Annotated in this window: 26 protein-coding genes; 17 read left to right on the top strand and 9 right to left on the bottom strand. The window is 70.3% G+C overall.

From position 1 onward, the window contains the following. Positions 1-74 precede the first annotated feature (74 nt). The 3 genes from ACFWN2_RS05575 (at position 75) to ACFWN2_RS05565 (ending at position 2,968) form a co-directional block, all read left to right on the top strand. On the top strand, positions 75-497 hold the full coding sequence (locus tag ACFWN2_RS05575) for a YciI family protein (RefSeq protein WP_382425074.1): 423 nt from the start codon (positions 75-77) through the stop codon (positions 495-497). Between the two features lie 28 nt (positions 498-525). Continuing rightward, positions 526-1,800, top strand: coding sequence for an RNA polymerase sigma factor (locus ACFWN2_RS05570; protein ID WP_382425073.1), 1,275 nt, complete (start codon positions 526-528; stop codon positions 1,798-1,800). Positions 1,801-1,885: 85 nt separating this feature from the next. Further along, positions 1,886-2,968, top strand: a complete 1,083-nt coding sequence (locus ACFWN2_RS05565; protein WP_382425072.1) for a hypothetical protein — start codon at positions 1,886-1,888, stop codon at positions 2,966-2,968. Positions 2,969-3,004: 36 nt separating this feature from the next. Here ACFWN2_RS05565 and ACFWN2_RS05560 read toward each other — a convergent pair whose 3' ends face one another. Further along, positions 3,005-4,423, bottom strand: coding sequence for an amidase (locus ACFWN2_RS05560; RefSeq protein ID WP_382425071.1), 1,419 nt, complete (start codon positions 4,421-4,423; stop codon positions 3,005-3,007). 50 nt (positions 4,424-4,473) lie between these two features. Here ACFWN2_RS05560 and ACFWN2_RS05555 point away from each other — a divergent pair, with 50 nt between their 5' ends. Next, a complete protein-coding gene (locus ACFWN2_RS05555; protein ID WP_382425070.1) occupies positions 4,474-4,986 on the top strand; it encodes a hypothetical protein in 513 nt (170 codons plus the stop codon). On the opposite strand, the gene ACFWN2_RS05550 is transcribed toward ACFWN2_RS05555, so the two are convergent. Beyond that, positions 4,950-5,474, bottom strand: coding sequence for a CGNR zinc finger domain-containing protein (locus ACFWN2_RS05550; protein WP_382425069.1), 525 nt, complete (start codon positions 5,472-5,474; stop codon positions 4,950-4,952). The genes ACFWN2_RS05555 and ACFWN2_RS05550 overlap by 37 nt on opposite strands. A gap of 26 nt (positions 5,475-5,500) precedes the next feature. Between ACFWN2_RS05550 and ACFWN2_RS05545 the strand changes: the two genes are divergently transcribed. Together ACFWN2_RS05545 and ACFWN2_RS05540 are read left to right on the top strand one after the other, a co-directional pair. Further along, positions 5,501-5,707 (top strand): hypothetical protein, encoded by a 207-nt coding sequence (locus ACFWN2_RS05545; RefSeq protein ID WP_382425068.1) that lies wholly within the window; start codon positions 5,501-5,503, stop codon positions 5,705-5,707. After that, on the top strand, positions 5,694-6,305 hold the full coding sequence (locus ACFWN2_RS05540; RefSeq protein WP_382425067.1) for a TetR/AcrR family transcriptional regulator: 612 nt from the start codon (positions 5,694-5,696) through the stop codon (positions 6,303-6,305). The genes ACFWN2_RS05545 and ACFWN2_RS05540 overlap by 14 nt, the downstream gene beginning before the upstream one ends. Here the strand turns inward: ACFWN2_RS05540 and ACFWN2_RS05535 are convergent. Both ACFWN2_RS05535 and ACFWN2_RS05530 read right to left on the bottom strand, forming a co-directional pair. After that, positions 6,297-6,818, bottom strand: coding sequence for an AAA family ATPase (locus ACFWN2_RS05535; RefSeq protein ID WP_382425066.1), 522 nt, complete (start codon positions 6,816-6,818; stop codon positions 6,297-6,299). The genes ACFWN2_RS05540 and ACFWN2_RS05535 overlap by 9 nt on opposite strands. Positions 6,819-6,828: 10 nt before the next feature. Continuing rightward, on the bottom strand, positions 6,829-7,692 hold the full coding sequence (locus ACFWN2_RS05530) for a sucrase ferredoxin (protein WP_382425065.1): 864 nt from the start codon (positions 7,690-7,692) through the stop codon (positions 6,829-6,831). 100 nt (positions 7,693-7,792) lie between these two features. Between ACFWN2_RS05530 and ACFWN2_RS05525 the strand changes: the two genes are divergently transcribed. Beyond that, positions 7,793-8,164: a DoxX family protein gene (locus ACFWN2_RS05525; RefSeq protein ID WP_382425064.1), complete on the top strand. Its 372-nt coding sequence runs from the start codon at positions 7,793-7,795 to the stop codon at positions 8,162-8,164. Here ACFWN2_RS05525 and ACFWN2_RS05520 read toward each other — a convergent pair. Continuing rightward, on the bottom strand, positions 8,155-8,484 hold the full coding sequence (locus ACFWN2_RS05520) for a hypothetical protein (RefSeq protein ID WP_382425063.1): 330 nt from the start codon (positions 8,482-8,484) through the stop codon (positions 8,155-8,157). The genes ACFWN2_RS05525 and ACFWN2_RS05520 overlap by 10 nt on opposite strands. Continuing rightward, a complete protein-coding gene (locus ACFWN2_RS05515; protein WP_382425062.1) occupies positions 8,481-9,068 on the bottom strand; it encodes a PadR family transcriptional regulator in 588 nt (195 codons plus the stop codon). Before ACFWN2_RS05515 ends, ACFWN2_RS05520 begins: the two co-directional genes overlap by 4 nt. Positions 9,069-9,116: 48 nt before the next feature. Here ACFWN2_RS05515 and ACFWN2_RS05510 point away from each other — a divergent pair, with 48 nt between their 5' ends. Continuing rightward, positions 9,117-9,812, top strand: coding sequence for an SDR family NAD(P)-dependent oxidoreductase (locus ACFWN2_RS05510; RefSeq protein ID WP_382425061.1), 696 nt, complete (start codon positions 9,117-9,119; stop codon positions 9,810-9,812). A gap of 61 nt (positions 9,813-9,873) precedes the next feature. Beyond that, positions 9,874-10,503 (top strand): class I SAM-dependent methyltransferase, encoded by a 630-nt coding sequence (locus tag ACFWN2_RS05505; RefSeq protein WP_382425060.1) that lies wholly within the window; start codon positions 9,874-9,876, stop codon positions 10,501-10,503. Between the two features lie 7 nt (positions 10,504-10,510). Here ACFWN2_RS05505 and ACFWN2_RS05500 read toward each other — a convergent pair whose 3' ends face one another. After that, positions 10,511-11,257 (bottom strand): ZIP family metal transporter, encoded by a 747-nt coding sequence (locus ACFWN2_RS05500; RefSeq protein WP_382425059.1) that lies wholly within the window; start codon positions 11,255-11,257, stop codon positions 10,511-10,513. A gap of 174 nt (positions 11,258-11,431) precedes the next feature. Between ACFWN2_RS05500 and ACFWN2_RS05495 the strand changes: the two genes are divergently transcribed. Continuing rightward, entirely contained in the window at positions 11,432-12,376 is a 945-nt protein-coding gene (locus tag ACFWN2_RS05495) for a helix-turn-helix transcriptional regulator (RefSeq protein ID WP_382425058.1), read from the top strand. A 2-nt stretch (positions 12,377-12,378) separates the two neighbouring features. Then, complete coding sequence (locus tag ACFWN2_RS05490; protein WP_382425057.1) at positions 12,379-12,645, top strand: hypothetical protein; 267 nt, start codon at positions 12,379-12,381, stop codon at positions 12,643-12,645. Here ACFWN2_RS05490 and ACFWN2_RS05485 read toward each other — a convergent pair. Then, positions 12,593-15,460, bottom strand: coding sequence for an NACHT domain-containing protein (locus tag ACFWN2_RS05485; protein ID WP_382425056.1), 2,868 nt, complete (start codon positions 15,458-15,460; stop codon positions 12,593-12,595). The genes ACFWN2_RS05490 and ACFWN2_RS05485 overlap by 53 nt on opposite strands. A gap of 145 nt (positions 15,461-15,605) precedes the next feature. Between ACFWN2_RS05485 and ACFWN2_RS05480 the strand changes: the two genes are divergently transcribed. Further along, positions 15,606-16,472 (top strand): SDR family NAD(P)-dependent oxidoreductase, encoded by an 867-nt coding sequence (locus ACFWN2_RS05480; protein WP_382425055.1) that lies wholly within the window; start codon positions 15,606-15,608, stop codon positions 16,470-16,472. A 10-nt stretch (positions 16,473-16,482) separates the two neighbouring features. Beyond that, positions 16,483-17,043 carry a TetR/AcrR family transcriptional regulator gene (locus ACFWN2_RS05475; RefSeq protein ID WP_382425054.1) on the top strand — a complete coding sequence of 187 codons (561 nt, stop codon included), beginning with the start codon at positions 16,483-16,485 and terminating at the stop codon, positions 17,041-17,043. Between the two features lie 28 nt (positions 17,044-17,071). Here the strand turns inward: ACFWN2_RS05475 and ACFWN2_RS05470 are convergent, their stop codons facing one another. Continuing rightward, complete coding sequence (locus ACFWN2_RS05470) at positions 17,072-17,566, bottom strand: DinB family protein (RefSeq protein WP_382425053.1); 495 nt, start codon at positions 17,564-17,566, stop codon at positions 17,072-17,074. 584 nt (positions 17,567-18,150) lie between these two features. Between ACFWN2_RS05470 and ACFWN2_RS05465 the strand changes: the two genes are divergently transcribed. From ACFWN2_RS05465 to ligD (ACFWN2_RS05450), 4 genes are all read left to right on the top strand, one after another. Continuing rightward, on the top strand, positions 18,151-19,128 hold the full coding sequence (locus ACFWN2_RS05465; RefSeq protein ID WP_382425052.1) for a tyrosine-type recombinase/integrase: 978 nt from the start codon (positions 18,151-18,153) through the stop codon (positions 19,126-19,128). Between the two features lie 120 nt (positions 19,129-19,248). Continuing rightward, a complete protein-coding gene (locus ACFWN2_RS05460) occupies positions 19,249-20,073 on the top strand; it encodes a Ku protein (protein WP_382425051.1) in 825 nt (274 codons plus the stop codon). Next, on the top strand, positions 20,074-21,516 hold the full coding sequence (ligD, locus tag ACFWN2_RS05455) for a non-homologous end-joining DNA ligase (RefSeq protein ID WP_382425050.1): 1,443 nt from the start codon (positions 20,074-20,076) through the stop codon (positions 21,514-21,516). It abuts the gene before it with no gap. Then, positions 21,506-22,390 (top strand): non-homologous end-joining DNA ligase, encoded by an 885-nt coding sequence (ligD, locus tag ACFWN2_RS05450; RefSeq protein WP_382425049.1) that lies wholly within the window; start codon positions 21,506-21,508, stop codon positions 22,388-22,390. The genes ligD (ACFWN2_RS05455) and ligD (ACFWN2_RS05450) overlap by 11 nt, the downstream gene beginning before the upstream one ends. The last annotated feature ends 22 nt before the right edge of the window (positions 22,391-22,412 follow it).

The raw sequence follows: 22,412 nt of genomic DNA, 5'->3' as shown, positions 1-22,412 counted from the left end.
ACGCGCCACCCGTTCGACCTTGGCGTGAAAGGGTCCACAAGGGACCCGCACGAACCACCCGGGAGACACTGATCATGAAGTTCATGCTGATCTGGCGCGTGACCTCCGACGAGGCATGGGGCAACCTCGGTGAGATCGACTTCGACCAGATGCTGGAGACCGTCGGCAAGTTCAACGAGGAGCTCATCAACGCGGGCGTCCTCATCGCCGCCGAGGGCCTCGCCGACGCCAACGAGGGCGTGGTCGTCGACTTCTCCTCCGAGCCGCCCGTGGTCACCGACGGCCCGTACGGGGAGACCAAGGAGCTGTTCAACGGCTTCTACCTGATCAACGTGCCTACCATCCAGGACGCGATCGAGTGGGCCAAGCGCACCCCGATGACCGCCGCCGGGTTCAAGACCGAGATCCGCCGCGTACCGACGATCGACGAGTTCCCGCAGGACAACGAGTGGATCAAGAAGGAACGGGCGTGGCGCGAGTCCACCGGCCAGCTCTGAGCGGGCAGGTTCTGATCTCATAGGTGCCATGAGCGACCCCACGGGACGCAAGGCCGTAGCCGCGGTGTGGCGCATCGACTCCGCCAGGATCATCGGTGCGCTCACCCGCTACACCGGCGACTTCGCCCTCGCCGAGGACCTCGCGCAGGAAGCACTCGCCGAGGCGCTGGTGACGTGGCCGCGTGAGGGCGTGCCGAACAACCCGGCGGGCTGGCTGCTCACCGTCGGCCGGCGCCGCGCGATCGACGCGTTCCGGCGCCGCAGCGCCCGTGACGAGAAGTACGCGGCGATGGCGCACCACCTGCCCGAGGGCGGCGCGCTCACCGGCGCCGAACCCGGTCCCGCGCCGGACGACGTGCTGTGGGACCCGGACCAGATCGACGACGACACCCTCGCGCTGATGTTCACCTCGTGTCACCCGGTGCTGTCGCGGGAGTCCGGGGTGGCGCTGACGTTGCGCGTGATCGGCGGTCTGACCAGCGACGAGATCGCGCGGGCGTTCCTGGTGCCCACGGCGACGGTGCAGGCCCGCATCACGCGCGCGAAGAAGTCACTGGGCGCGGCGGGGGTGCCGTTCGAGGTGCCGCCGGTCGGCGAACGGCCCGCGCGGCTGGCGCAGGTGCTCAGCGTCGTCTACCTGATCTTCACCGAGGGCTCGTCGGCGAGCTCCGGCGACGAGGTCATCCGCTTCGACCTGGCCGGCGAGGCCCAGCGGCTGGCGCGGATCCTGTCGCGGCTGATGCCCGAGGAACCCGAGGTCCACAGCCTGCTCGCGCTGCTGGAGCTCACCGCCGCGCGCTTCCCGGCCCGCCGCGGCCCCGACGGCGAGACGGTGCTGCTGGAGGAGCAGGACCGGCGTCGCTGGGACCGTTCCGCCATCGCGCGCGGCCGCGCCGCGCTCGCCAAGGCCGCCGACGCGGGCCGCGGGTACGGCTACTACGGACTGCAGGCCGCGATCGCCGAGTGCCACGCGCTGGCGTCCTCGGTCGAGGAGACGAACTGGGGCCGCATCGTCGCCCTCTACGACGGCCTGGGCAGCCTCGCCCCGTCCCCGGTCGTCGACCTCAACCGCGCCGTGGCCGTGTCGATGGCCCAGGGGCCCGCCGCCGCCCTGCCGATCGTCGACGCGCTCGCGGCGGGGGAGGCGTTCAAGGACTCGCATCAGCTACCGGGCGTGCGCGGAGAGCTACTGCGCCGCCTCGGACGTCTCGACGAGGCCCGCACCGCGCTGGAGCTGGCCGTTCGTCTGTGCGGCAACGAACGCGAGCGTGCCGTGCTGACCCGCAAGCTGGCCGAACTGTAGGCGTTCGGCCACGCAGGGTGAACCTTAAATCCGTATGGGCGACATCGGTGGCACTCGACCGGGTGACGCGGGAATGATGTTGTGAATGGACTCGCTGCCCGCCACCGTGGCCTCCGCGCTCGTCGAGGCCGACAGCGAGACCGACGACGCCGCCTGGCCAGCCCGCTGGCAGGCGCTGACCGCGGTGTCGGTCGAACTGCAGTCACTGCTCGTCACCGACCCAGGCCCGCGGCTCGTCGCGCTGATCGAGCAGATCGTCACCCAGCTCGCCGACGGGGTCGCGGCCAGCCGGCGGCACCGCGTCGAACTCGCGGAGCTCGCCCATCGCGTCCTGACCACCCACGCCCGCGCGTGCGCCGAGACCGACCCCGACCCGCTGCGGCTGGCCGAGTGGTTGCTCGACCTGCAGCTGCACCACCCCGACGCACCCGACGTCAGCCTGGCCGCGTACGCCTCCGCGCTCGACGACGACGGCCTGGCCGCCTACCGCGAGCGGGCGGTGGCGTTGTTCGAGCCGCTGCCGGTGATCGGGTTCGGCGAGACCGGCCGCTACGACCGCGCCCGCTGGGCGTTGCTGCGCGTCATGGAGGAGCTCGCCGAGTACACCGAGGACGTCGACCTGCAGCTGCTCGTGCTGTCGAAGGACCTCTCGTCGGGCTGGCACTACCTGCAGGTCGCGACCGTGCTGCGCGACAACGACCGGTCGGATGAGGCCCTGGAGTGGGTGGAGCGCGGGCTGGCGGCGGTCGGGGGCAGGGGAGCGGCGCTGCGGCTGATCGACCTCGCCGTCGAGGAGCACCTGCGCCGGGGAGCACCACAACGGGCGGTGGCGGTGTGCCGGGAGGCGTTCTTCGCCCGCCCGAACCTCGACGTCTACCTCAAGGCACGCGCGCTGGTCGTGCACACCGACGACTGGCCGCCGCTGCGCGCGGAACTGGTGCAGCACCTCGTGCAGGACGGCGGCCGCCTCGCCGTCGAGGTCTACCGGCGCATCGTCGAGGTCGAGCTGGCACGGCGGGGGATCGAGGAGCAAGAACTGGTCGTGGAATGGCTCGCGCAACTACGCGGCCTGCAGCCCGACGCGTTCGCCGACTACCTGGACCACATCAAGTCGCGCCACGTCGCGGACCGCGAACTGCTCGACGAGTTGTCCCGCCGCGGATTCTGACCGTTCCCGAATCGGATAGTACGTCCTCGTAATATCCTAGTTCGCATGATCGAGGCCGGAGGGGATCCGGTCCGCCCACGGCCGGGCGCGCTCCAGCTGGGCGGACACCGACAGCAGCGTGCACTCGTCGTGCTGGCGGCCCACGAGCTGCACCGCCAGCGGCAGGCCCGCCGACGTGCGCCCGGCTGGAACGGACGCGGCGGGGTTGCCGGTGATGTTCCACAGCGGCAGGAACGTCGTGTAGTGCGAGGCCGCGAGCAGCGCCGTGAACGCGCCGCGGCCGTCCCACTCGCCGACGCGGATCGGCGGACGGGTCAGCGCCGGGGTGAGCAGCACGTCCACCGAGGTGAAGATCCGGTTCGCGAACGCCGTGAGCGACGCGTCGTCCCCTGCCGCCCACCGCGCCACCCCGCGCGGCACGCGCCGTCCCAGCTCACCGACCGCGCGGGTGCGGGGCTCGACCAGGTCCGGGAACTCCGTGCCGGCGCGCGCCAGGTGGGCGTTGTGCAGGTAGCGGGCCGCGAACCGGGTGGAGGCGGTGACGTCGCGCATCGGCGGGTCCAGGCGCACCACGTCGTGACCGAGGTCGGTGAGCAGCGCGGCGGTGTCCTGCACGGCGTCGCGGACCTCGTCGGCGATCGTGATCCCCGGACCCCACGGCCGCAGCGACACCCCGATCCGCAGCCTGCCCGGATCCGTGCGCGCGGCCTGGGTGAAGCTCGTGCGCGGCGGGTGGGCGACGTGCGCGTCACCGGGGGCGGCGCCGCGGATCTGGTCGGCGACCAGCGCCCAGTCCGCCACGGTGCGGGTGATCGGTCCCGCCACGACCAGACCGCCCAGCATCTGCGCCTCGGGGAACAGCGAGACGCGGCCGCGCTGGGGCTTGAGCCCGAACAGGCCCGTCACCGCGCAGGGGATGCGGATCGACCCGGCACCGTCGGTGCCGATCGCGGCCGCCGCCAGCCCCGCCGCCACGGCCGCGGCCGACCCGCCGCTGGACCCGCCGGGCGAGTGCGTCAGCGACCACGGGTTGCGCGTCGGGCCCGCCCAGGAGCTCTCGGTGTGCGGCCACAGGCCCAGTTCGGGCATGCGGGTGCGGCCGATGATCACCGCACCGGCCGCGCGCAGCCGCGCCACGATCGCGGAGTCCGCCGGCTGCGGGGTGCGCACGGCGTTGGTGCCCTTGGTCGTGGGCAGGCCCTCGATCGCGATGTCCTCCTTGACCGCGATCGGCACGCCCCGCAACGGCAGGTCCCCGGAGCCGCGCTCGTCGGCCCTGGCCGCTTCCTCCAGGGCCTGGTCGGCGAAGACCAGCCGGAACGCGTTGAGCCGCGGATCGATCCGTTCGATGCGGCGCAGGTGCTCCGCGACGAGCTCGCGGGCGCTCACCTCACCGGACCGCACGGCCTGCGCCTGCGCGGCGACCCCGGCGAAACACAGCTCCGACAGCTCCATGAACCGACCCTAAGCGCCCGCAGGTGATCTACGGAATGGGAGAAGCACGCATGAGAGTCCTCGCGATGGCCGCCGCGGTCCTGGTCGCGGTGAGCACCACCCTGGTGTCGCCCTCACCCGCGCACGCCTACCCGCAGGTGCCGCGCGCCGAGGTGATCGCCCGCGCGAAGTCGTGGCTGACGGCGGGTCCCGGCGGCGGCCCGGTGCCCTACAGCCAGACCTCCCGGTTCCAGGAGTACCGCCAGGACTGCTCCGGCTACGTCTCGATGGCCGCGCGGATCGACGCGCCGGGCAAGATCACCATCGACCTGGCCGACCGCTTCCACTCCAAGTCGATCTCGATGGCCGAGCTGCGGTGGGGCGACATCATCGTCAACACCGAGGGCACCACCGCCGACGGGCGGCACGTCGTGATCTTCGACAAGTGGGCCGACCCGTACAAGACCGCCTACCACGCCTACGAGCAGCGCAGCACCCACGGCACCACGTACCGCGTGCTGCGCTACGGCGTGTCCACGACCGACAACTACTGGCCGCGGCGGCTGCTCAACGTGACCGGCTGACGGCTGCGGTGGTTCGCGACGGCGACGCGGTTGGCACATTTGGTCGAGCAGAAGCGCCTCTTGCCGTTGCGGCTGGTGTCGACGAACACCGTGCCGCAGCCGTCGCGGCAACACGCGCCGATGCGTCCCGCGTCCTCGCAGAACAACGCCGCCATGCCCGCCGCGGTGTAGGCCTTCACGCGCACGTCGGTCGGCGCGTCCTCGCGGGCGTAGTGCAGGTGCGGGGCGCGGCCGTCGTGCGTGGAGATGTAGTGCGTGGTCGAGGACTGGGCCAGCAGGTCGTTGAGCAGCTCCACGGTGGGTTCGCGGAACACCTGCCGCAGCCGGTCGACCCAGTCTCGTACGTCACGTTCCTGACGTGCGTCGAGCGTGCCGAGGGGCTTGTAGTCCGCCGCTTTCAGCACGTCGAGCAGGGGATCGGCCGGGTCGGCGTTGACCAGCGCCGCGGCGAGCTCCGCGGCCGCCCCGCCGTAAGGGTTGAAATGCACTAGACCATGACAGCACGCTGGGGAGCATGATCGCCACCTGCCCCGCCTGCCACTGGCCCGCCACCTCCGCCGTCTCCAGGCACGGCACGGTCGCCTACGTCCGCTGCGTGTGCGGCCTGTTCCTCGTGCTCGAACGCGGAGCCGTCACCGCCACGGCCGGGACCAGCGCGTTCGCCCCGGCAGGCCGGACCGGCGGTGATCTTGCTAGTGTCCCGGACCGTGAGCCGTCGTGATCTTCTGTGCGACACCGCGATCCAGATCCTCGCGGTGGAGGGCGGCCGGGGCCTGACCCACCGGGCGATCGACCGCGAGGCCGGCGTCCCCATCGGCACCACCAAGAACTACTTCCCGACCCGCGAGGCGATCCTCACCGCCTGCGCCGCCCGCATGACCGCGCTGCACCAGGCCGCCGTGCAGCGCCTGCGCGAGACGACCCCGGCCGACATCACCGCCAGCGACGTCGCCGAGCTCTACCCGGCCCTGCTGCGCCGCGCCGTCGCCGACGACCCGACCCAGATGCTCGCCATGGTCGAGCTCTACCTGGAGGCCGTGCGCCGGCCGGGGGTGCGGGAGGCGCTGTCGGGCATGGTGCTCGCCAACGCCGAGGCCGGCGCCGCCCTGCAACAGGCCGCGGGCCTGCCCTCGACCGTGCGCGACACCGGCCTGCTCGACGCCTACTTCCTCGGGGTGGCGATCTCCCTGCTCGCGCTGCCGACCGAGACCCTCGCGACCGTGGGCCTGGACGACCCGTACGCGCTGGGCATCGGCGTGTTCTCCGCGACCGTCCCCGGCACGACCCCGTCGCCGGGCCGCTCGGCGGAGTCAGGCTGACAGGGCCGCCAGCACCGTCTTGTACGTCTGCTCGGCGTCGGCGCCCTCGGTGTCGATGACGACGGACTCGGCGGTGAGGTAGGCGGCGAGGTGCTCGTGGATGCGGCGGATGACCGTCACGCCGCCCATGTCCTCGACGGCCCGGTCGATGTGGTGCTCCCGCGCCTGGTACCGGTCGATCGTGGTCTCCGGTGGGGCGAGCAGCACGAGTTCGACGTACTCGGCGCCCACCTCCGCCGCGGCCTTCGCGAACGCCGCGCTCTGGTCGCGCGCGGTGATCAGCTGAGGCATGACGACGTCGTGCCCCGACCTGAGGTGCGTGCTCGCCATGGTGATCGCGAGCGGGCGCACCAGGTTGACCGCGCCGGAGAAGTCGTCCTCCCAGGCGCCGACCAGCCGGACGATCTCGTCGGCGTCGAGGTTGAGCGTGCGGGGGTGGTCTGCGGCGTAGCGAGCGGCGATCGTGGACTTGCCGACGCCGGTCGGGCCGTTGAGGTGGATCAGCCTGGGCACCCGGCCGAGACTAGCGTGCGACGCCCACCAGCTCGTCGATCGCCGACGCCACCAGCGCGATCGCGATGTCCGGCGACTTGCCGCAGCTCGCGGGCCGCGGCGGCACGGGCTGCTCGGTCAGCGCCACCCGCCACTCGCGGCCGTCGGCGTGCCGCACCGTCGCGGAGTCATCGGTCTCGGCCACGACGGTGAGCACGTCGCGGGTCTCGCTGATCTTCTGCCGCACGGCGACCTCGGCGACCTGACCCCTCGGGGTGAAGCAGGACCGGCCCCGGCAGCGGTCGGCGACGATGCCCTCCGTGACCACGCGCTGCGCCAACTGGTGGTCGAGTCGCCCGTACAGGTGACCGGTGGGCAGCAGCACTCCGGTGGGGGCGAAGCGGTGCCCGCCGGTGTGGGTGCACTCCCACAGGTTGAGCGCGGTGGCGATCGGGCGGCCGTACAGGGCGCAGCACACGTCGCGTTTGCTGTTCGTGCAGACCAGCAGCAACGGATCGTCGACCGGCGTGCCGAACGCGGTGGAGCGGCCCGCGCCCAGCGCGGCGAAGTCGAGTTCGAGCGCCTCCTCCGGCGAGGCCAGATCGGCCTGCTCCAGCCATGATCCACCGGGCTTCGTCGAGGCCAGGTACAGGCGGCGGCGCGCGGGAACGTGGTCGTCGGCGTGCCTGCCGGGACGGCGGATCAGCAGGATGCGCACCCCGGTGCCGTCGGCACGGCGCTGCAACTCGGCACCCAGTTCGGGATCGAGGTGGCTCTCGGTCAGCGCGTCACGGCCCCACGGGCCTGGCTGCTCCAGGCACAGCCACGCGGTCGCGGTCGCGGCCGTGCCGGCCAGCGGTTCCCCCGCGAAGTCGGAGAGTATCGAGCACCTCATCTGCACACTCTATACGGCCGTTCGGGTGACGGGTAAGGACACCCTTACCCAGTTGGGTGTGATGTAGAACATCGCCGTTCGTGTCACTAGGTTTCCGGTCATGAACGTCGTGGTGTGGATCGTGTCGGGTGTGCTGGCGGCCCTGTACCTCATGGCGGGCTTCACCAAGCTGGTGAAGACCAAACAGGATCTCCTGTCCGAGCCGCGCATGGCGTGGGCGGGCGACTTCACGTCAGGCCAGGTCAAGGGCATCGGCGCGGTGGAGGTCGCGGGCGCGCTCGGGCTGGTGCTGCCGTGGCTGACCGGTGTCGCGCCGGTCCTGACCCCGATCGCCGCCGCCGGTCTCGCGGTGGTGCAGGTGGGGGCGGGGATCACGCACCTGCGGCGCGGCGAGAAGGCCACGCTGCCGGTCAACGTCGTGCTGTGCCTGCTGGCGGTGTTCGTCGCGGTCGTGCGCTTCGGTCAGCTCTGACCCTCCAGATCCCGGACGCGGTCCCTCATCGCCGCTTCGAGCCTGGCGCGGTAGCCGAGGAACAGCCCGTTCGCCAGGTAGGGCGCCCAGTTGCCCTGCCTGGCGACGTTGTAGACGCGGTGCCGCAGCAACGCGCCCTCGGGGTGGAGGTGCAGCGAGTCCTCGCCGCGATACCACCAGTCGCCCCAGTAGGCGATCACGCCGCGTTCGCGGTCGACGAGCCGATGCGAGCCGGACTCGCCCGCGTCGGCGAACATCCGTGCGCGCACGTCCTCCAACGGCGCGTGCACCACGCCGGTGACTTCGAAGAGCAGTCTCATCGGTGTCTTTCCTCCCAGGTGTCGTAGCCGCCGACGGTGCCGTCGTGCACCGCGGCGGCGAACCAGGACAGCCAGGCGCGTTCGGCGCGCAACATCGCCATCCGGTAGTCGAGCTCGATCCACGCGAGCTGCGGCAGGCCCATGCCCGCGAGCCTCTCCAGCAGCACGGCCAGGGCGGTGAGCTGCTCGGCCACGGCCGCCTCGCGCTGCCGCACCAGGTCGAGCGCGTCGGGCGGGGGCAGCAGGCCGACCATGGAGATGCCGGCCTCGAACCGCGGGTACTCCCTGGCGGGCACGGCGATGAGCTCGCGCAGCCAGTCCCGCAGCTCCGTGGTGCCGGCGTCGGTGACGGAGTAGACGGTGCGCTCGGGCCGGTTGCCCGCCTTCTGCACCGCCGAGGCGGCGATCAGCTCGTGCCTGTGCAGCGAGTCGACCACGGTGTACAGGGAGCCGTAGTTGAGCTTGATGACCTCCTCCTGGTGGCGTTCCCGCATGGTCTGCGCCATCTCGTAGGGGTGCATCGGCCGCTCCGCCAGCAGTGCCAGCACCGCGAGGGCCAGGGGGTTCGTGCGCTTGAACGTCATATCCGCTCCCGTATATCCGGCACCGAGTATGCGGGTTAGGGTGGCGACATGACAACGGTGATCACCGGGGGAAGCCGGGGTATCGGTGCCGCGACCGCGCGCAGGCTCGTGCGCGCCGGGCAGCGGGTCGTGATCAGCTACCGCCAGGCCGAGGACGACGCACGGCAGCTGGAGCAGGAGCTCGGCGTGCTCGCCGTACGGGCCGACACCGCCGACGAGGACGACGTCGCGCGGCTGTTCGACGCGGCGGGCGAGGTGACCGGGGTGGTCAACAACGCCGGCATCACCTCCCCGGTCGGCCCCCTCGCGGAGCTGAGCACCGCCGACCTGCGGCTCGTGGTGGACGTCAACGTCGTCGGCGCGTTCTTCGTGGCACGGGAGGCCGCGCGGCGCATGACCGGCGGCTCCATCGTGAACGTGTCCTCGGGGGCGGCGACGCTGGGCAGCCCGGGGGAGTACGTGCACTACGCCGCCACCAAGGCTGCTGTCGACGCGCTGACCATCGGCCTGGCCAAGGAGCTGGCGCCCCGCGGCATCCGCGTCAACTGCGTGCAGCCCGGCACCGTGCGCACCGACATCCACCAGCTCTCCGGCGTGCCCGACCGCCCCGACCGCGTCGCCTCCCGCATCCCGCTGGGACGGCCCGGCGAGCCCGACGAGATCGCGAACGCCATCGCGTGGCTGCTCTCCGACGAGGCCTCGTACACCACCGGCGCGATCCTGCGGGTGGCCGGCGGCATGTGACCGCACGCGAGGCCTTTCGACTCTGCGGCCGCGGTTCGCGCTGCCCGTAGGCTTCTCCGTCATGTCCGCGCCCACGCTCACCGACTTCGTGCTCACCCACACGACGCTGGCCCCCGTGCCGCTGGTGCCGGAGGTGTCGCTGCACAGCGCGGTCGAGGCCATGGACCTGTGGGAGCTCACCCACCACGACGAGCCGCCGTTCTGGGCCTTCCCGTGGGCGGGCGGCCAAGCACTGGCACGCCACCTGCTCGACAACGGCGGACTGGTGCGCGACAAGAAGGTGTTCGACCTGGCGTCGGGCTCCGGCCTCGTCGCGATCGCCGCCGCACTGGCCGGCGCGGACTCGGTGACCGCCAACGACATCGACCCGCTCGCGCTCGCCGCCGTGGAGCTCAACGCCGCCGCCAACGGCGTCACCGTCGCCACCCTGGGCGGCGACCAGCTCGACAGCGACGCCCACGGCGCCGACGTGGTGCTCGCGGGCGACGTGTTCTACGACGCCGAGGTCACCGCGCTCGTGCTGCCGTTCCTGACCAGGGCCGCCGCACGGGGCGCGCTGGTGCTGTTCGGGGACCCGGACCGCGCCCACCTGCCACCGGACCGGTTCACCGCGCAGGCCCGCTACCAGGTACCGGTGCCGTTGACGCTGGAGAGCACCGAGACCCGCGGCGCCACGGTCTGGCGCGCCTAGCGAGGACTTAGAGTCGTTCCACCACGAACGCCGTGAGGAACCCCGCCGTCGTGCACAGCCCCGTGTAGAGGTGGGCGCGGTCGAACGCCTCGGGGATCATCGTGTCCGCGACCATCGCCAGGATCGCCCCCGCCGCCACCGCCGTGATCACCGCGACGAGCTGCGGCGACGCCCCGTCCAGCAGCAACGTGCCCACCGCGGCCGACAGCCCGCTCACGACCGCGATCCCGCCCCACACCCCGAACACGTACCGCGCCCCGCGACCGGCCTGCTTCATCCCGGCGACGCTGGAGAGCCCCTCCGGGACGTTCGAGATCACGACCGCCGCCAGCATCGCCACCCCGACCCCGCCACCGCTCAGCAGCGACACCCCCAGCACCACCGACTCCGGAACGCCGTCGAGCAGCGCCCCGACCGCGATCGCCGTGCCACTACCGGCCTGCTCGGACTCGGTCGGCTGGTTGCTGCTGCGCTTGCGGTGCCGCGCCCCGCGCCGGGCGAGCGCGACGTTGGCCAGCACGTACACCACCGCCCCGCCGAGGAACCCGGCCGAGGTCGCGAGCAGGCCACCGGTCTTCTCCGCCTCGTCGACCAGCTCGAACGACGCCGCCGCGATCAGCACGCCAGCGCCGAACGCCATCACCACCGCGACCACGTCCCGCGGGACCTTCACGAACCAGGCGACGAGCGCGCCCACCACGAGCGCACCACCGCCCGCCAGTCCCCACAGTCCTGCTTCCACCCACAGCGGCACCACCACATCCTGGCGAAGAACGCCCTAGGTCGCGCATCAGGACCTCCGGCACCCGTTCGACACCGCGGCCCGCCGAGGTCGGCCTCGTCGAGCGCGATGGGGAAGTCCCTGATCTCCGTCACAACCCGAGGCCAGCGAGCTTTGCGGCCAGATCCGGTCCTAAAGTGTGCGTCCATGCTGGAAACCTCGGCACGCCTGCTGCGCCTGCTCGCCCTGCTGCAGTCACGCCGCGACTGGCAGGGCAGCGAACTCGCCGACGAACTGCGGATCAGCCCCCGCACCGTCCGCCGCGACGTCGACCGGCTGCGCGAACTCGGCTACCCGGTCAACGCCACCACCGGCACGTTCGGCGGCTACCGCCTCGGCGCCGGCGCCGAACTCCCACCCCTGCTCCTCGACGACAACGAAGCCGTCGCCGTCGCAGCCGCCCTGCGCACCAACGCCGTCACCGGCCTAGAAGAGGTCTCCCTGCGCGCCCTGCTCAAACTCGAACAGGTCCTGCCCTCCCGCCTGCGCCACCGCGTCTCCGCCCTCGAACAGATCGAATCCGTCCCACGGGACTCCCCGGCACCGGCCCTGGACCCCGAACTCCTGTCCACCCTCGCCGCCGCCTGCCGCGACAGCGACACGATCCGCTTCGACTACAACTCCCACGACGGCACCCCCACCCGCCGCCGCGCCGAACCCCACCGCCTCGTCAACTGGGGCCGCCGCTGGTACCTCGTCGCCTGGGACGTCGAGAAGCAGGACTGGCGCAGCTTCCGCGTCGACCGCATCACCCCACCCCAACCCCCGCACGGCCCCCGCTTCACCCCACGGGACTTCGACGCCACCACCTACGTCGCCGCCCGCGCCAGCCAAGCCGCCTGGCGCATCCAGGCCCGAGTCCTCGTCCACGCACCAGCAGACGTCGTCGCCGCCCGCATCAACGCCTCCATCGGCACCGTCGAAGCCGTCGACGACACCACCTGCGTCTTCGTCACCGGCTCCGACTCCGTCGAGACCCTCGCCGTCTGGGTCGGCATGCTCGGCCTCGACTTCGAGGTCACCTCACCACCCGAGCTCGTGGCACACGTTCGCTCTCTTGCGGCCCGCTACGCCCGAGCCGTACAAGACTGAGCATGGCCATCACCGGACGGGACATCGAGCGCCTGCTCTACACCGACACGCCCGACCCGATCCTGGTCGTGCACAACGGGGAGACCGAGATCGTCGCCTCCGCCGACCTCGGGCGACGGCCTGGGGCCGTGGTGGTGTGCTCGCGCAGTGAGTTGTTGCGCAGGGTGGGGGAGCGGGACCTGAGCGAGGGGGAGCTGGCGGCATTGGCCGCCGAGCTCACCAGTTCAGCTGGAGACCCAGCTCCTCCGCCGCCCGCCTGGCCCGCTTGAGCAGATCAGGCCGCAGCCCCGGCGCGAACAGCCCACCGAGAAAGTTCCAGAACTGATCCTTGTCGCCCCCTCGATCGTAGAACCGCAGCAGCCCTTCCATCACGACCTCGATGTCCTTGAGGGGACTCGGCAATCCGAACTGCTCCACGAGCTCGACGTCGTTCCGGCCGGTGCCCAGCCTCGCGTAGAACTCACGCCTGAACACCTCGCCGGCAGTGTCGACCGCGCGCAGCCGCTCAAGTGCGGGCAGGCACTTCTCGACCGGGGTGGCCATCAGGTTGATCAGCGCCGCCGTCACCTCGATGCCGTGCTGCGACACCAGAGGCGTCACCGCGTCCCGCAACGTCACCGCGACCTCGTCCAGCGTCACGTACGGCTCCGACATCAGCAGCCACTCGCGATGAGCCTCGCGATCGCGGTTGCTCAGACTCACGGCGAAGTGCCGATCAGCGACGCGCTCGACCCACAACCAGCGCACCACGCTCGCCCACTCGCTCGACGGCAGCCGCGACTTCCAGAACAGCGTGAGCCGCCGCCAGTCGTCCACGCCCAGCTCGAGCTCGTCGGAGTAGCACTTCCCGCGCAGCACCAGCGCCAGCACGACCAGGTTCAGCGAGTACTTCGCGTCCCGCACCGAGTCGGTGAGCAGGAACGACAGGTAGCCGCCGCGCGAGGTCCGCGACTGGTCCCGCCAGAAGATCAGCCGTGACACGAGGTCGAACAGCCCGTCGCGGTCGGAGCCCTCCGCGAACTCCCGCAGGAAGTCCAGCACCGGCTTGCTTGACGTCAGCGCCGCGAACGACAGCACCGAGTACAGCTCGGAGTCGTCCACCATGATCTTGCGCCGGGACCGGGCCTCGTCCTCGCGGCGCAGCTCCGTCAGCCTGTCCCACACGAACCTGGCCACCAGGTACTCGCCGAACGTCGCGTGCAGGAACTCGTAGGTCCGCAGCGTGGTCCGGTCCTCCCGGATGGCCTCCGTGCGTTGCACGAAGAAGAAGCGCCCCAACACGGTCTCACCGGCCGTCAAGGGAGTGTGCGTGCCCTTCGACCGCTCCGGGGAGGCGACGTCGAGCAGCTGCACCAGGTCCGCGGTCACGTCGTGCTCGGCGACCCACTGCACGCCGCGGTTGAACATCGCGAGCGCCACCACCGACAGGCGGTCCAGCTCGAACTCGACGTCCTCGGCCAGATCGGCCTCCGTGCGGCCGGTCACGGTCTTGGTGACCTCGCGCTCCGCGAACCGGGCCAGGAGCCGCCCGTACAGCTCGCCCCGGCTCAGGCCCAGGTGGTCGCGCTGGAACGAGTCGTCGACCGCGTCGTACAACGCCAGCATCAACAGCAGCAACGGCTGTGAGGCGAGGTCCGGGTAGCGCAGGACGGTCTCGGCCGGCAGGGGGCGGTTGACCGCGTTCCACACCTCCAGCCACGAACGCACCTGGCGCTCGTCGAACGGCACCAGCCGCACCACGTGCGTCTCCTCGGGCAGCTCCAGGCCCGCGCACACGCTGAGACGGCTCGTCACCACGAACACCGCCGGCCTGCCCATGTCCTCCAGACGCTGCTGGAACGCGGCGATCGTCGTCAGGTACCGGGTCTGGTTCACCCCCGTGGCCTGCAACAGCTCGTCGAAGCCGTCCAGCACCACCAACGGCAGCGCACCACCCGTCGTGCGGCAGAACTCCGCCCAGCTCACCTGCTCGTGCAGCAACGTGCGCAATCCGTGCTCGATCTGCTCTTCGAGCGTGCAGCCCGCCGGCGTGCACCGCAGCTCCACCCTCACCACCGCGAAGTCCGACGCGGGCAACCTCGCCGCCAGCATCTCCGTGAACACCGACTTGCCCGACCCCGGGTCACCCAGCACCAGCAGGGGAGCGCTCAACGCCAACGGCGACGTCAGGTAACCGGCCAGGTAGGCGTACAGGTCGTCACGGACCGGCACGTCGTCCCACGCCGCCAGCAACGACGGCGCCCACACCAGGTCGACCTCGGTCACGACCTGGAACCGCGGATCGACGTAGGCATCGGCCAGACTCGGGACCCGCACCTCCGCCGCCGTCGCCAACGGCCGCCGCAACGCGCCGCGGTACGCACCCGCCAGCTCGGCGAGCCGCACCTGGGGCGTCAGGTCCGTGGTCGTCTCGGCCAGGACGTCCCCGAGCCTCGCCAGCGCCTTGCGGGTCGCACGGCCGTCCTCGATCGCGAACCAGAACCGGATCTCGGGGTACTCGGCCGCCAACTGCCCCAGCAGCTCCCGGTACCGCTCCAACGCCCGCGTCGCCGCGCGGTCGAGGGCCGTCCGCAGGCGATCACGTTCGGTGTCGTTCAGCGCGTCCCAGCACGCCAGGCCTGTCACACCGTCGAGCAGATCGGCGGCGAGCTCCCCGTAGAGGCGGCTCAGACGAGCCAGATTCCCCTCGTACGACCGGCCCACCGAGGGCAGCGGCAGCTCCAGCTCCCACGGGTTGAACGCGGCGACCAGTTCGCGGTCCTCCGCGGTCAGCGTCACGGCGCACTGCTGCTCCTCGTACGCCTCGAAGAACGCCGTCATCGCCAGGACCGCGTGCGCGGCGTGCAGCTGCTGCGTGCGGGTGTAGCGGCTCTCGTCCCGGCGCCGGGACGAGAGCTTGGTGAGCAGGTCGTTGCTCAGGCGGACGAAGTCGGGCCTGGCGTCGAACAGGTCCAGCACGGTCCACGCGCCCAGAGACCCCGCGAGCAACGCGCCACCCAGGACCTTGTCCATCGCGGCGATCACCGGGTGCTCGCGGCCGCCGAGGATCTTGACGGCCTCGTTGTAGCTGTAGGTCCTTCGCACCCGAAATGTCTACCGGACAACCGGCCCGCCCATGCGCGGAACAACTCCAACAGACCAGCCAGACCCGGCGAAGCGGATAGCTAATCCGCATGTGTGCTAGCGTCGACCACAAGCAAGCGGATCAGTTATCCGGATTGGGGACGTCATGGCACGCAAGGCAGTGATCACCGCGGGAACCGGAGGCATCGGACTCGAAACCGCTCTCGGGCTCACCGAGGCCGGCTACGCCGTCACCGTCGTCGGACGCAACGCCCAACGCGGCGCGAAAGCCGTCGAGACCATCAACGCCAGGGGAGGGGAGACCGCACGATTCCTCCAGGCCGACCTCGCCTCACTCGACGCAGTGCGCGCGCTCGCCGCCCGGATCACCGCCGAAGGCGAACTCGACGTGCTGATCAACAACGTCGGCGCCATGTTCGCCCAGCACACCCGCATCGGCGGCGTCGAAGCCTCCTACGTCGTCAACCACCTCTCGCCCTACCTGCTCACCGAGTCACTCCTGCCCGTGCTGACCGGCCGCGTCGTGAACGTCACCTCCAGCGCCGTCGTCGTCGCCAAGAAGGCCTTCGACTCCGTCGAACCACCCGGCGGCTACTACGGCTTCCACTGGTACGGACGCGCCAAGCTCGTGAACCTCGCCTACACCCTCGACCTCGCAGGCCGGCAAACCAGAGTCCCGGTCATCGCCGCCGACCCCGGCGCCGCCGCCACCGACATGACCGACGGCACCCTGCGCGACCCCAAAATGGTCTCGCCGGCACTCAGGCTGCTCTGGCCCGTTGTCGGCTACACCTTCGAACGAGCCACCTCCCGAGCAGCGTCCGAAGCAGCACGCTCACCGATCCGCGCCGCCACCGACGACACACTCCCGACCGGCACCGTCCTCGGATCCCGCGCCACGCCCGCCAAACCCCACCGCGCCGCCACCGACCCCCGCGTCCAGCAGGCCGTACGCCGCCTCAGCGAGAGGCACGCGCCACTCGACCACGTTCCGGATGGCGTATCCAATTAGTCTGGTGGACATGACGCCGCAGCGAAAGGACGCCGCCCGCAACTGGGAGCACATCCTCACCGTCGCCAGAGAACTCGTCGACGAAGGCACCCCGCTGCAGCTCAACGACGTCGCCAAACGTGCAGGACTCGGCGTAGGCACCGTCTACCGCCACTTCCCGACCCCCGAAGCACTCCTCGAAACCGTCGCCACCCCCCGCCTCGAAACACTCGCCGACCAAGGCGAACAGGCACTCACGCACGACGACCCGTGGACCGCCTTCGCCGACTACCTCACCCGCCTCGTCGAAGGCCAGGTCACCGACCCCGCCCTCGTCAAGGTCGCCGCCTCGGCCCAGGACGTGCTGCCCCGCACCACCGAACTCAAGACCGAGATCCTCGCCACCGGCGCCAAACTGCTCGCCAGAGCCCGCGACGCGGGAGCCGTCCGCCCCGACATCGACGACGCCGACATCGTCCCGCTCATGTGCGGCGTCTCCTACGCCACCTACGTCCACAGCGAGGACCCCACCGACCGACTCACCACCGCACGCCGCTACCTCGCCACCCTTCTGCGAGGCCTGCGCGCCTGAACGCGGGGGAGCAGCAACAACAGGGGAGTCAGCGACCTTCGCCGGTCGCCCCGTCGAGCTGCTCCCGCAGGATGTCCGCATGCCCCGCGTGCCGCGCCGTCTCCGTCGTCACGTGCACCAGGACGTTGAACAACATCACGTTCGGGCGAGGCCACCAGCGCACATGACCAGGCGAATCCACCGCGAGAGAAGAAATCGTCGCGTCCGAATGCGCCCACGCACGCCGATAGCCGCCGACGATGTCCTCACGCGACTCCGACTCGTCCGCCCGCATGTCCAGCCCACGCGCCGCCAGGTCGTCCCATCGCGCCACCGGCCCGGGAAACGGCCGCCCGAACACCTCACCGAAGTACCGCGACTCCGTCAGCGTCAGATGCTTCACCAACCCCAGCAGGTTCGTCCCGGACGCCACCAGCGGACGCCGCACCTCGGCCTCGGACAACCCGTCGAGCTTCCACACCAGCACCTCGCGCAACTCACGCAGGTCGCCGTGCAGGTACTCCTTCGCGAACTCATCGATCATGACCGCGGAGCATGGCAGCGGGCACGACGACACGTCTAACGCCACGGTGACGAAAGACGGAGAGGGACAGGCGACGAACACGGGCGCCGAGCCTCCACGGCCGCGAGCGCGTCGCCGGCAAACGCCAGGAGAATCCGTCTGGACGAACCGCCGCACGACGCAGAGCGGTCGACGGCCGTCACGCAACGACGACCGAGCCACAGGGAGCCGCCGGGAGAGCCCTGCGACCGGCCCAGATCTCCGTTACTTGACATAATGTAGATTATCGGCGAAACGGCGACCTGCGAAGATCGCTTCAGAAGGGGCCGGAACGCCCGTGTTGGCGCGTCTGCAAGCCGCACCGGCGGGCAGGCCGGCCGCACTTGCAGACGCCACAACATCAGATCCACGGCGATGCCGGAGCGCGGTCGACATCGACGTGTCATCAGTGAGGACGTACGCACCGGGGCGCCATTACGCTCACGATCCCCGGCAAGTGACGCCACCTGGTCCAGCAGCTTCGTCCGGCGGCCGACAACCGGTCGAAACGGACATTTGATGCATAATCGCCATTATCCAGCACGGAACACGGGATTGTCGGTGCTGTGCGGTACAAGATCCATATGCACGTGCTCGCCGCACAGGACGCCTTCTTCCTCGCCCGCCGGACTCGCAAGGACTCGCCGCACACCACGGCCGCCTACCAGCGAGATCTCTCCGGCGTGAACACACTCCTGGCCGAGACACTCTCCTCCCCCGTCGAGGACCTCGCGATCGGCGACCTCACCGGGGCGAACCTGCGTCAGGCTTTCGGGTTGTTCGCGGACACCCACGCCAAGAGCTCCGTGCTGCGGGCCTGGTCGACCTGGAACCAGTTCCTGACGTTCTGCGTGGCCGAGGACCTCATCGCCGGCAACCCGATGGGCGCGGTCGCCCGTCCCAAGACGCCTCCCCTGGTCCCGAAGCCGCTGCGGGGTGAGGACACGCCGGAACAGCTGCTCACGGCCGCGGCGGAGGGTGCGAGCAAGGGTCGTGACCCGTGGCCCGAGCGGGACGTGCTGGTCATCGCGCTGGGGCTGGTCGCGGGGCTGCGGAGTGCGGAGATGCGGACGCTGACGTTGTCGAGCATCGTCGGGCGTGAGGGTGACAGCCGGTTGCACGTGAAGGGCAAGGGCAACCGGGATCGCAGCGTGCCGATCGAGCCGCCGATGGAGCGGATCGTGGAGGCGTACCTGAAGAGCTGCAGGCAGCGTTTTCCGCAGGGGCGGTTCGACCGGGAGAGCGCGTTGCTGCGGGATCGGCACGGTGAGCCGATCGGGCGTGGTGGGCTGGAGTACCTGGTGAAGTCGTGCTTCCGGTGGGCGGGGTTGCACGACCGGGTGCCGACGGGGGCGAACCTGCACGCGTTGCGGCACACGTTCGCGACGCGGCTGGCCGAGGACGGGGCGTCGGCGAGCGAGATCATGGCGTTGCTGGGGCACGCGAGTCTGGCGACGAGTCAGAACTACATCGAGGCGACGGCGCGGGAGCGGCGGGCGGCGGTGGCGAGCAACAGGACGTATCGGGCGCTCAAGGACATCTAGTGGTGTTCGACCGCGGTGCGGGAGGCTCGGGTGATCCGGGGGTCGCCCTGTTGCCGGATCGTTAGGCCGAGTGGGTGACCTGATAGTGCGAAAACCGCATTTCAGGGGTACCCAATGAGAATGAGATCCGTGTGGCGTGGGGCCATCTCCTTCGGGTTGGTGACGATCGCCGTGCGCCTCTACACGGCTGTCGAGGAGCACGACTTCCGTTTCAACCAGGTGCACCGGGAGGACGGCGGGCGCATCAAGTACAAGCGCGTCTGTTCGGTGTGCGGTGAAGAGGTCGAGTATTCGGAGATCACCAAGGGCTACGAGCTGGACGACGGCCGGATGGTGATCATGGAGAACGAGGACTTCGAGAAGTTGCCGGTGAAGACCGACAAGTCGATCGACGTCCTGGAGTTCGTGCCGGCGGAGGAGATCGATCCGATCTACTTCCAGAAGACGTACTACCTGGAGCCGGACAAGGCGGCGGCGCGTCCGTACGTGCTGCTGCGGGACGCGCTGGTCAAAACCGGTCAGCTGGCGGTCGTGAAGATCACGATCCGGCAGAAGGAGACCCTTGCCACGATCCGGGCGCGTGACGACGTGCTGGTGATGCACACGATGTTGTGGCCGGACGAGATCCGCAAGGCGGAGTTCGACTTCCTCGACCAGGACGTCGAGGTGCGGCCGCAGGAGTTGAAGATGGCGACGTCGCTGGTGGAGTCGATGGCGGGTGACTTCGATCCGGACACGTTCACCGACGACTACCGGGACGCGCTGGAGAAGGTGATCGCGGCGAAGGCGGAGGGTGCGGAGTTGCCCGAGCAGCCGGAGGCCGAGGAGAAGGGCGATGTCATCGATCTGATGACGGCGCTGGAGCGCAGTGTGGAGAAGGCGAAGGCCGGGCGGAAGGGCGCTGAGAAGAAGCCGGCGCCGAAGAAGAAGGCCTCGTCGGCGTAGATGGCCGGGCTCGACGAGTACCGGCGCAAGCGGGATCCGGCCAGGACGCCGGAGCCCGTTCCTGGTGCTGGGGATCTGCCGCGGGGGAACAACGACACTTTTGTGATCCAGGAGCATCACGCGTCGAGCCTGCATTGGGACGTGCGGCTGGAGCGTGACGGGGTTCTGGTGTCGTGGGCGGTGCCGAAGGGTCTGCCGTCCACGACGGATGTGGTGAGGCTGGCGGTGCACACGGAGGACCATCCGCTGGAGTACGCGGAGTTCTCCGGGGAGATCCCGAAGGGTGAGTACGGCGGCGGGGAGATGTTCCTGTGGGACCGCGGCCGCTACGAGACGGTGAAGTGGTCTGACCGCGAGGTCGACGTGGTGTTGCACGGGCAGCGGGTGCAGGGTCAGTTCGTGTTCTTCCGGTCGGGCAAGGACGAGAAGAACTGGATGATGAAGCGCCGGCACGCTCCGGCCCGTCCGGACTGGAAGGTCCTGCCGGAGCTGGTGAAGCCGATGCTGGCGGTGCCGGGTCCTCTCCCCCACGACGATGATGATCAGTGGGCGTACGAGTTCAAGTGGGACGGTGTCCGGGCGATCCTGCGGGTCGAGGGTGGCCGGGTGCAGGCGTGGTCGCGGCTGGGCAACGACATCACGGTCGCCTACCCCGAGCTGCAGGGTGTGGGTGAGCAGCTGGGGTCGACGGAGGCGCTCCTCGACGGGGAGATCGTCGCGTTGCAGAACGGCCGCCCCAGCTTCAGCGCGTTGCAGAACCGGATGCACGTCACCAAGTCCGAGGCCGCGCGCAGGGCGGCTCGTCAGCACCCGATCACGTTGCTGTTGTTCGACCTGTTGCACCTGGACGGCACCTCGACGATGCCGTTGCCGTTCCGGCAGCGGCGTGAGCTGCTCAGGGGCCTGGAGCTGAGGGGTTCGCACTGGCTGACTCCCCCGTCCTACGACGAGGACGGCGCGGCGGTGCTGTCGGCGAGTCGTGAGCAGGGTCTGGAGGGTGTGGTCGCGAAGCGGCTGGACTCGCCGTATCAGCCGGGGACGCGGTCGCCGGTGTGGCGCAAGATCACGGACCTGATGGCGCAGGAGGTCGTGATCGGCGGCTGGCGAATGGGTGAGGGCAAGCGCGCGGGGGTGATCGGCGCGTTGTTGCTGGGTATTCCGCAGGACGGCGGGCTGGCGTTCGCGGGGTCGGTGGGCACGGGGTTCAACGACGCGGAGCTGGCGGTGCTGACGCCGCGGTTGACGGCGTTGGCGCGCAAGAGGTCGCCGTTCGTGACGGAGATGCCGCGGGAGCGGTCGAAGGGCGCGAAGTGGGTCGAGCCGGAGCTGGTGGCCGAGGTGGTGTTCCGGCAGTGGACGCCGGACGGGCGGATGCGGTTTCCGGCGTGGCGTGGTCTGCGTCCGGACAAGTCGCCTGAGGAGGTGCGCCGGGTTGAGCTCTGATGCCGCGAAGGACGTGACGGTGCGGGTCGAGGACCGGACGGTGAAGCTGACGAACCTGGACAAGGTGCTGTATCCGGAGTTCGGGTTCACCAAGGGTGAGGTGATCGACTACTACACGCGGATCGCTCCGGTGCTGCTCCCCCACCTCAAGGACCGTCCGGTGACGTTGAAGCGGTTCCCGAACGGGGTGGACGGGAAGTGGTTCTTCGAGAAGAACGCGCCGGAGCACCGTCCGGAGTGGGTGCGCACGATGCGGCTGGACTCGCCGGGCAGTTCGAAGGGCAACGAGACGGTCAACTACGTGATGGTGGACGAGTTGGCGACGTTGGTGTGGCTGGCGAACCTGGCGGCGCTGGAGTTGCACGTGCCGCAGTGGACGGTGGGGCCGCGCGGGGGCAAGCGGGATCCTGATCTGCTGGTGTTCGACCTGGATCCGGGTGCGCCGGCGACGGTCGTGGAGTGCGCGCGGGTGGCGGGGCTGATCCGGGTGGTGCTGGACGACGACGGTGTGGACTGCTGGGCGAAGACGTCGGGCAACAAGGGGATGCAGGTGTACGCGTACGCGCCGGCGAAGGACACGTCGGAGTACGCGAAGGCGGTGGCGCAGCGGCTGGCGCAGGAGCATCCGAAGCTGATCGTGTCGACGATGGCGAAGGCGCAGCGCACCGGGAAGGTGTTCATCGACTGGTCGCAGAACAGCACGGCGAAGACGACGGTGGCGCCGTACTCGTTGCGGGCTCGGGAGCGTCCGGCGGTGTCGACGCCGGTGACGTGGGACGAGGTGGAGGACTGCGAGGCCGTGGAGGATCTGGTGTTCACGGCGGACGAGGTGCTGGAGCGGGTCGAGGAGGCGGGTGACCTGTTCGGGGGTTGATATTCTGGCCGACTGCCTACGA

The organism is Lentzea sp. NPDC058436 (assembly GCF_042721515.1).
Taxonomy (GTDB): domain Bacteria; phylum Actinomycetota; class Actinomycetes; order Mycobacteriales; family Pseudonocardiaceae; genus Lentzea.
The sequence above is the reverse complement of the archived record's forward strand: the minus strand, read 5'-3'. Positions and strand labels throughout refer to the sequence as shown.

What these genes read in the sequence shown, in the direction of transcription:
- ACFWN2_RS05575 (WP_382425074.1), top strand. Translation starts at nt 75, where the DNA reads ATGAAGTTCATGCTGATCTGGCGCGTGACCTCCGACGAGGCATGGGGC.
- ACFWN2_RS05570 (WP_382425073.1), top strand. Translation starts at nt 526, where the DNA reads ATGAGCGACCCCACGGGACGCAAGGCCGTAGCCGCGGTGTGGCGCATC.
- ACFWN2_RS05565 (WP_382425072.1), top strand. Translation starts at nt 1,886, where the DNA reads ATGGACTCGCTGCCCGCCACCGTGGCCTCCGCGCTCGTCGAGGCCGAC.
- ACFWN2_RS05560 (WP_382425071.1), bottom strand. Translation starts at nt 4,423, where the DNA reads ATGGAGCTGTCGGAGCTGTGTTTCGCCGGGGTCGCCGCGCAGGCGCAG.
- ACFWN2_RS05555 (WP_382425070.1), top strand. Translation starts at nt 4,474, where the DNA reads ATGAGAGTCCTCGCGATGGCCGCCGCGGTCCTGGTCGCGGTGAGCACC.
- ACFWN2_RS05545 (WP_382425068.1), top strand. Translation starts at nt 5,501, where the DNA reads ATGATCGCCACCTGCCCCGCCTGCCACTGGCCCGCCACCTCCGCCGTC.
- ACFWN2_RS05530 (WP_382425065.1), bottom strand. Translation starts at nt 7,692, where the DNA reads ATGAGGTGCTCGATACTCTCCGACTTCGCGGGGGAACCGCTGGCCGGC.
- ACFWN2_RS05525 (WP_382425064.1), top strand. Translation starts at nt 7,793, where the DNA reads ATGAACGTCGTGGTGTGGATCGTGTCGGGTGTGCTGGCGGCCCTGTAC.
- ACFWN2_RS05520 (WP_382425063.1), bottom strand. Translation starts at nt 8,484, where the DNA reads ATGAGACTGCTCTTCGAAGTCACCGGCGTGGTGCACGCGCCGTTGGAG.
- ACFWN2_RS05515 (WP_382425062.1), bottom strand. Translation starts at nt 9,068, where the DNA reads ATGACGTTCAAGCGCACGAACCCCCTGGCCCTCGCGGTGCTGGCACTG.
- ACFWN2_RS05510 (WP_382425061.1), top strand. Translation starts at nt 9,117, where the DNA reads ATGACAACGGTGATCACCGGGGGAAGCCGGGGTATCGGTGCCGCGACC.
- ACFWN2_RS05505 (WP_382425060.1), top strand. Translation starts at nt 9,874, where the DNA reads ATGTCCGCGCCCACGCTCACCGACTTCGTGCTCACCCACACGACGCTG.
- ACFWN2_RS05495 (WP_382425058.1), top strand. Translation starts at nt 11,432, where the DNA reads ATGCTGGAAACCTCGGCACGCCTGCTGCGCCTGCTCGCCCTGCTGCAG.
- ACFWN2_RS05490 (WP_382425057.1), top strand. Translation starts at nt 12,379, where the DNA reads ATGGCCATCACCGGACGGGACATCGAGCGCCTGCTCTACACCGACACG.
- ACFWN2_RS05480 (WP_382425055.1), top strand. Translation starts at nt 15,606, where the DNA reads ATGGCACGCAAGGCAGTGATCACCGCGGGAACCGGAGGCATCGGACTC.
- ACFWN2_RS05475 (WP_382425054.1), top strand. Translation starts at nt 16,483, where the DNA reads ATGACGCCGCAGCGAAAGGACGCCGCCCGCAACTGGGAGCACATCCTC.
- ACFWN2_RS05470 (WP_382425053.1), bottom strand. Translation starts at nt 17,566, where the DNA reads ATGATCGATGAGTTCGCGAAGGAGTACCTGCACGGCGACCTGCGTGAG.
- ACFWN2_RS05460 (WP_382425051.1), top strand. Translation starts at nt 19,249, where the DNA reads ATGAGATCCGTGTGGCGTGGGGCCATCTCCTTCGGGTTGGTGACGATC.
- ligD (WP_382425050.1), top strand. Translation starts at nt 20,074, where the DNA reads ATGGCCGGGCTCGACGAGTACCGGCGCAAGCGGGATCCGGCCAGGACG.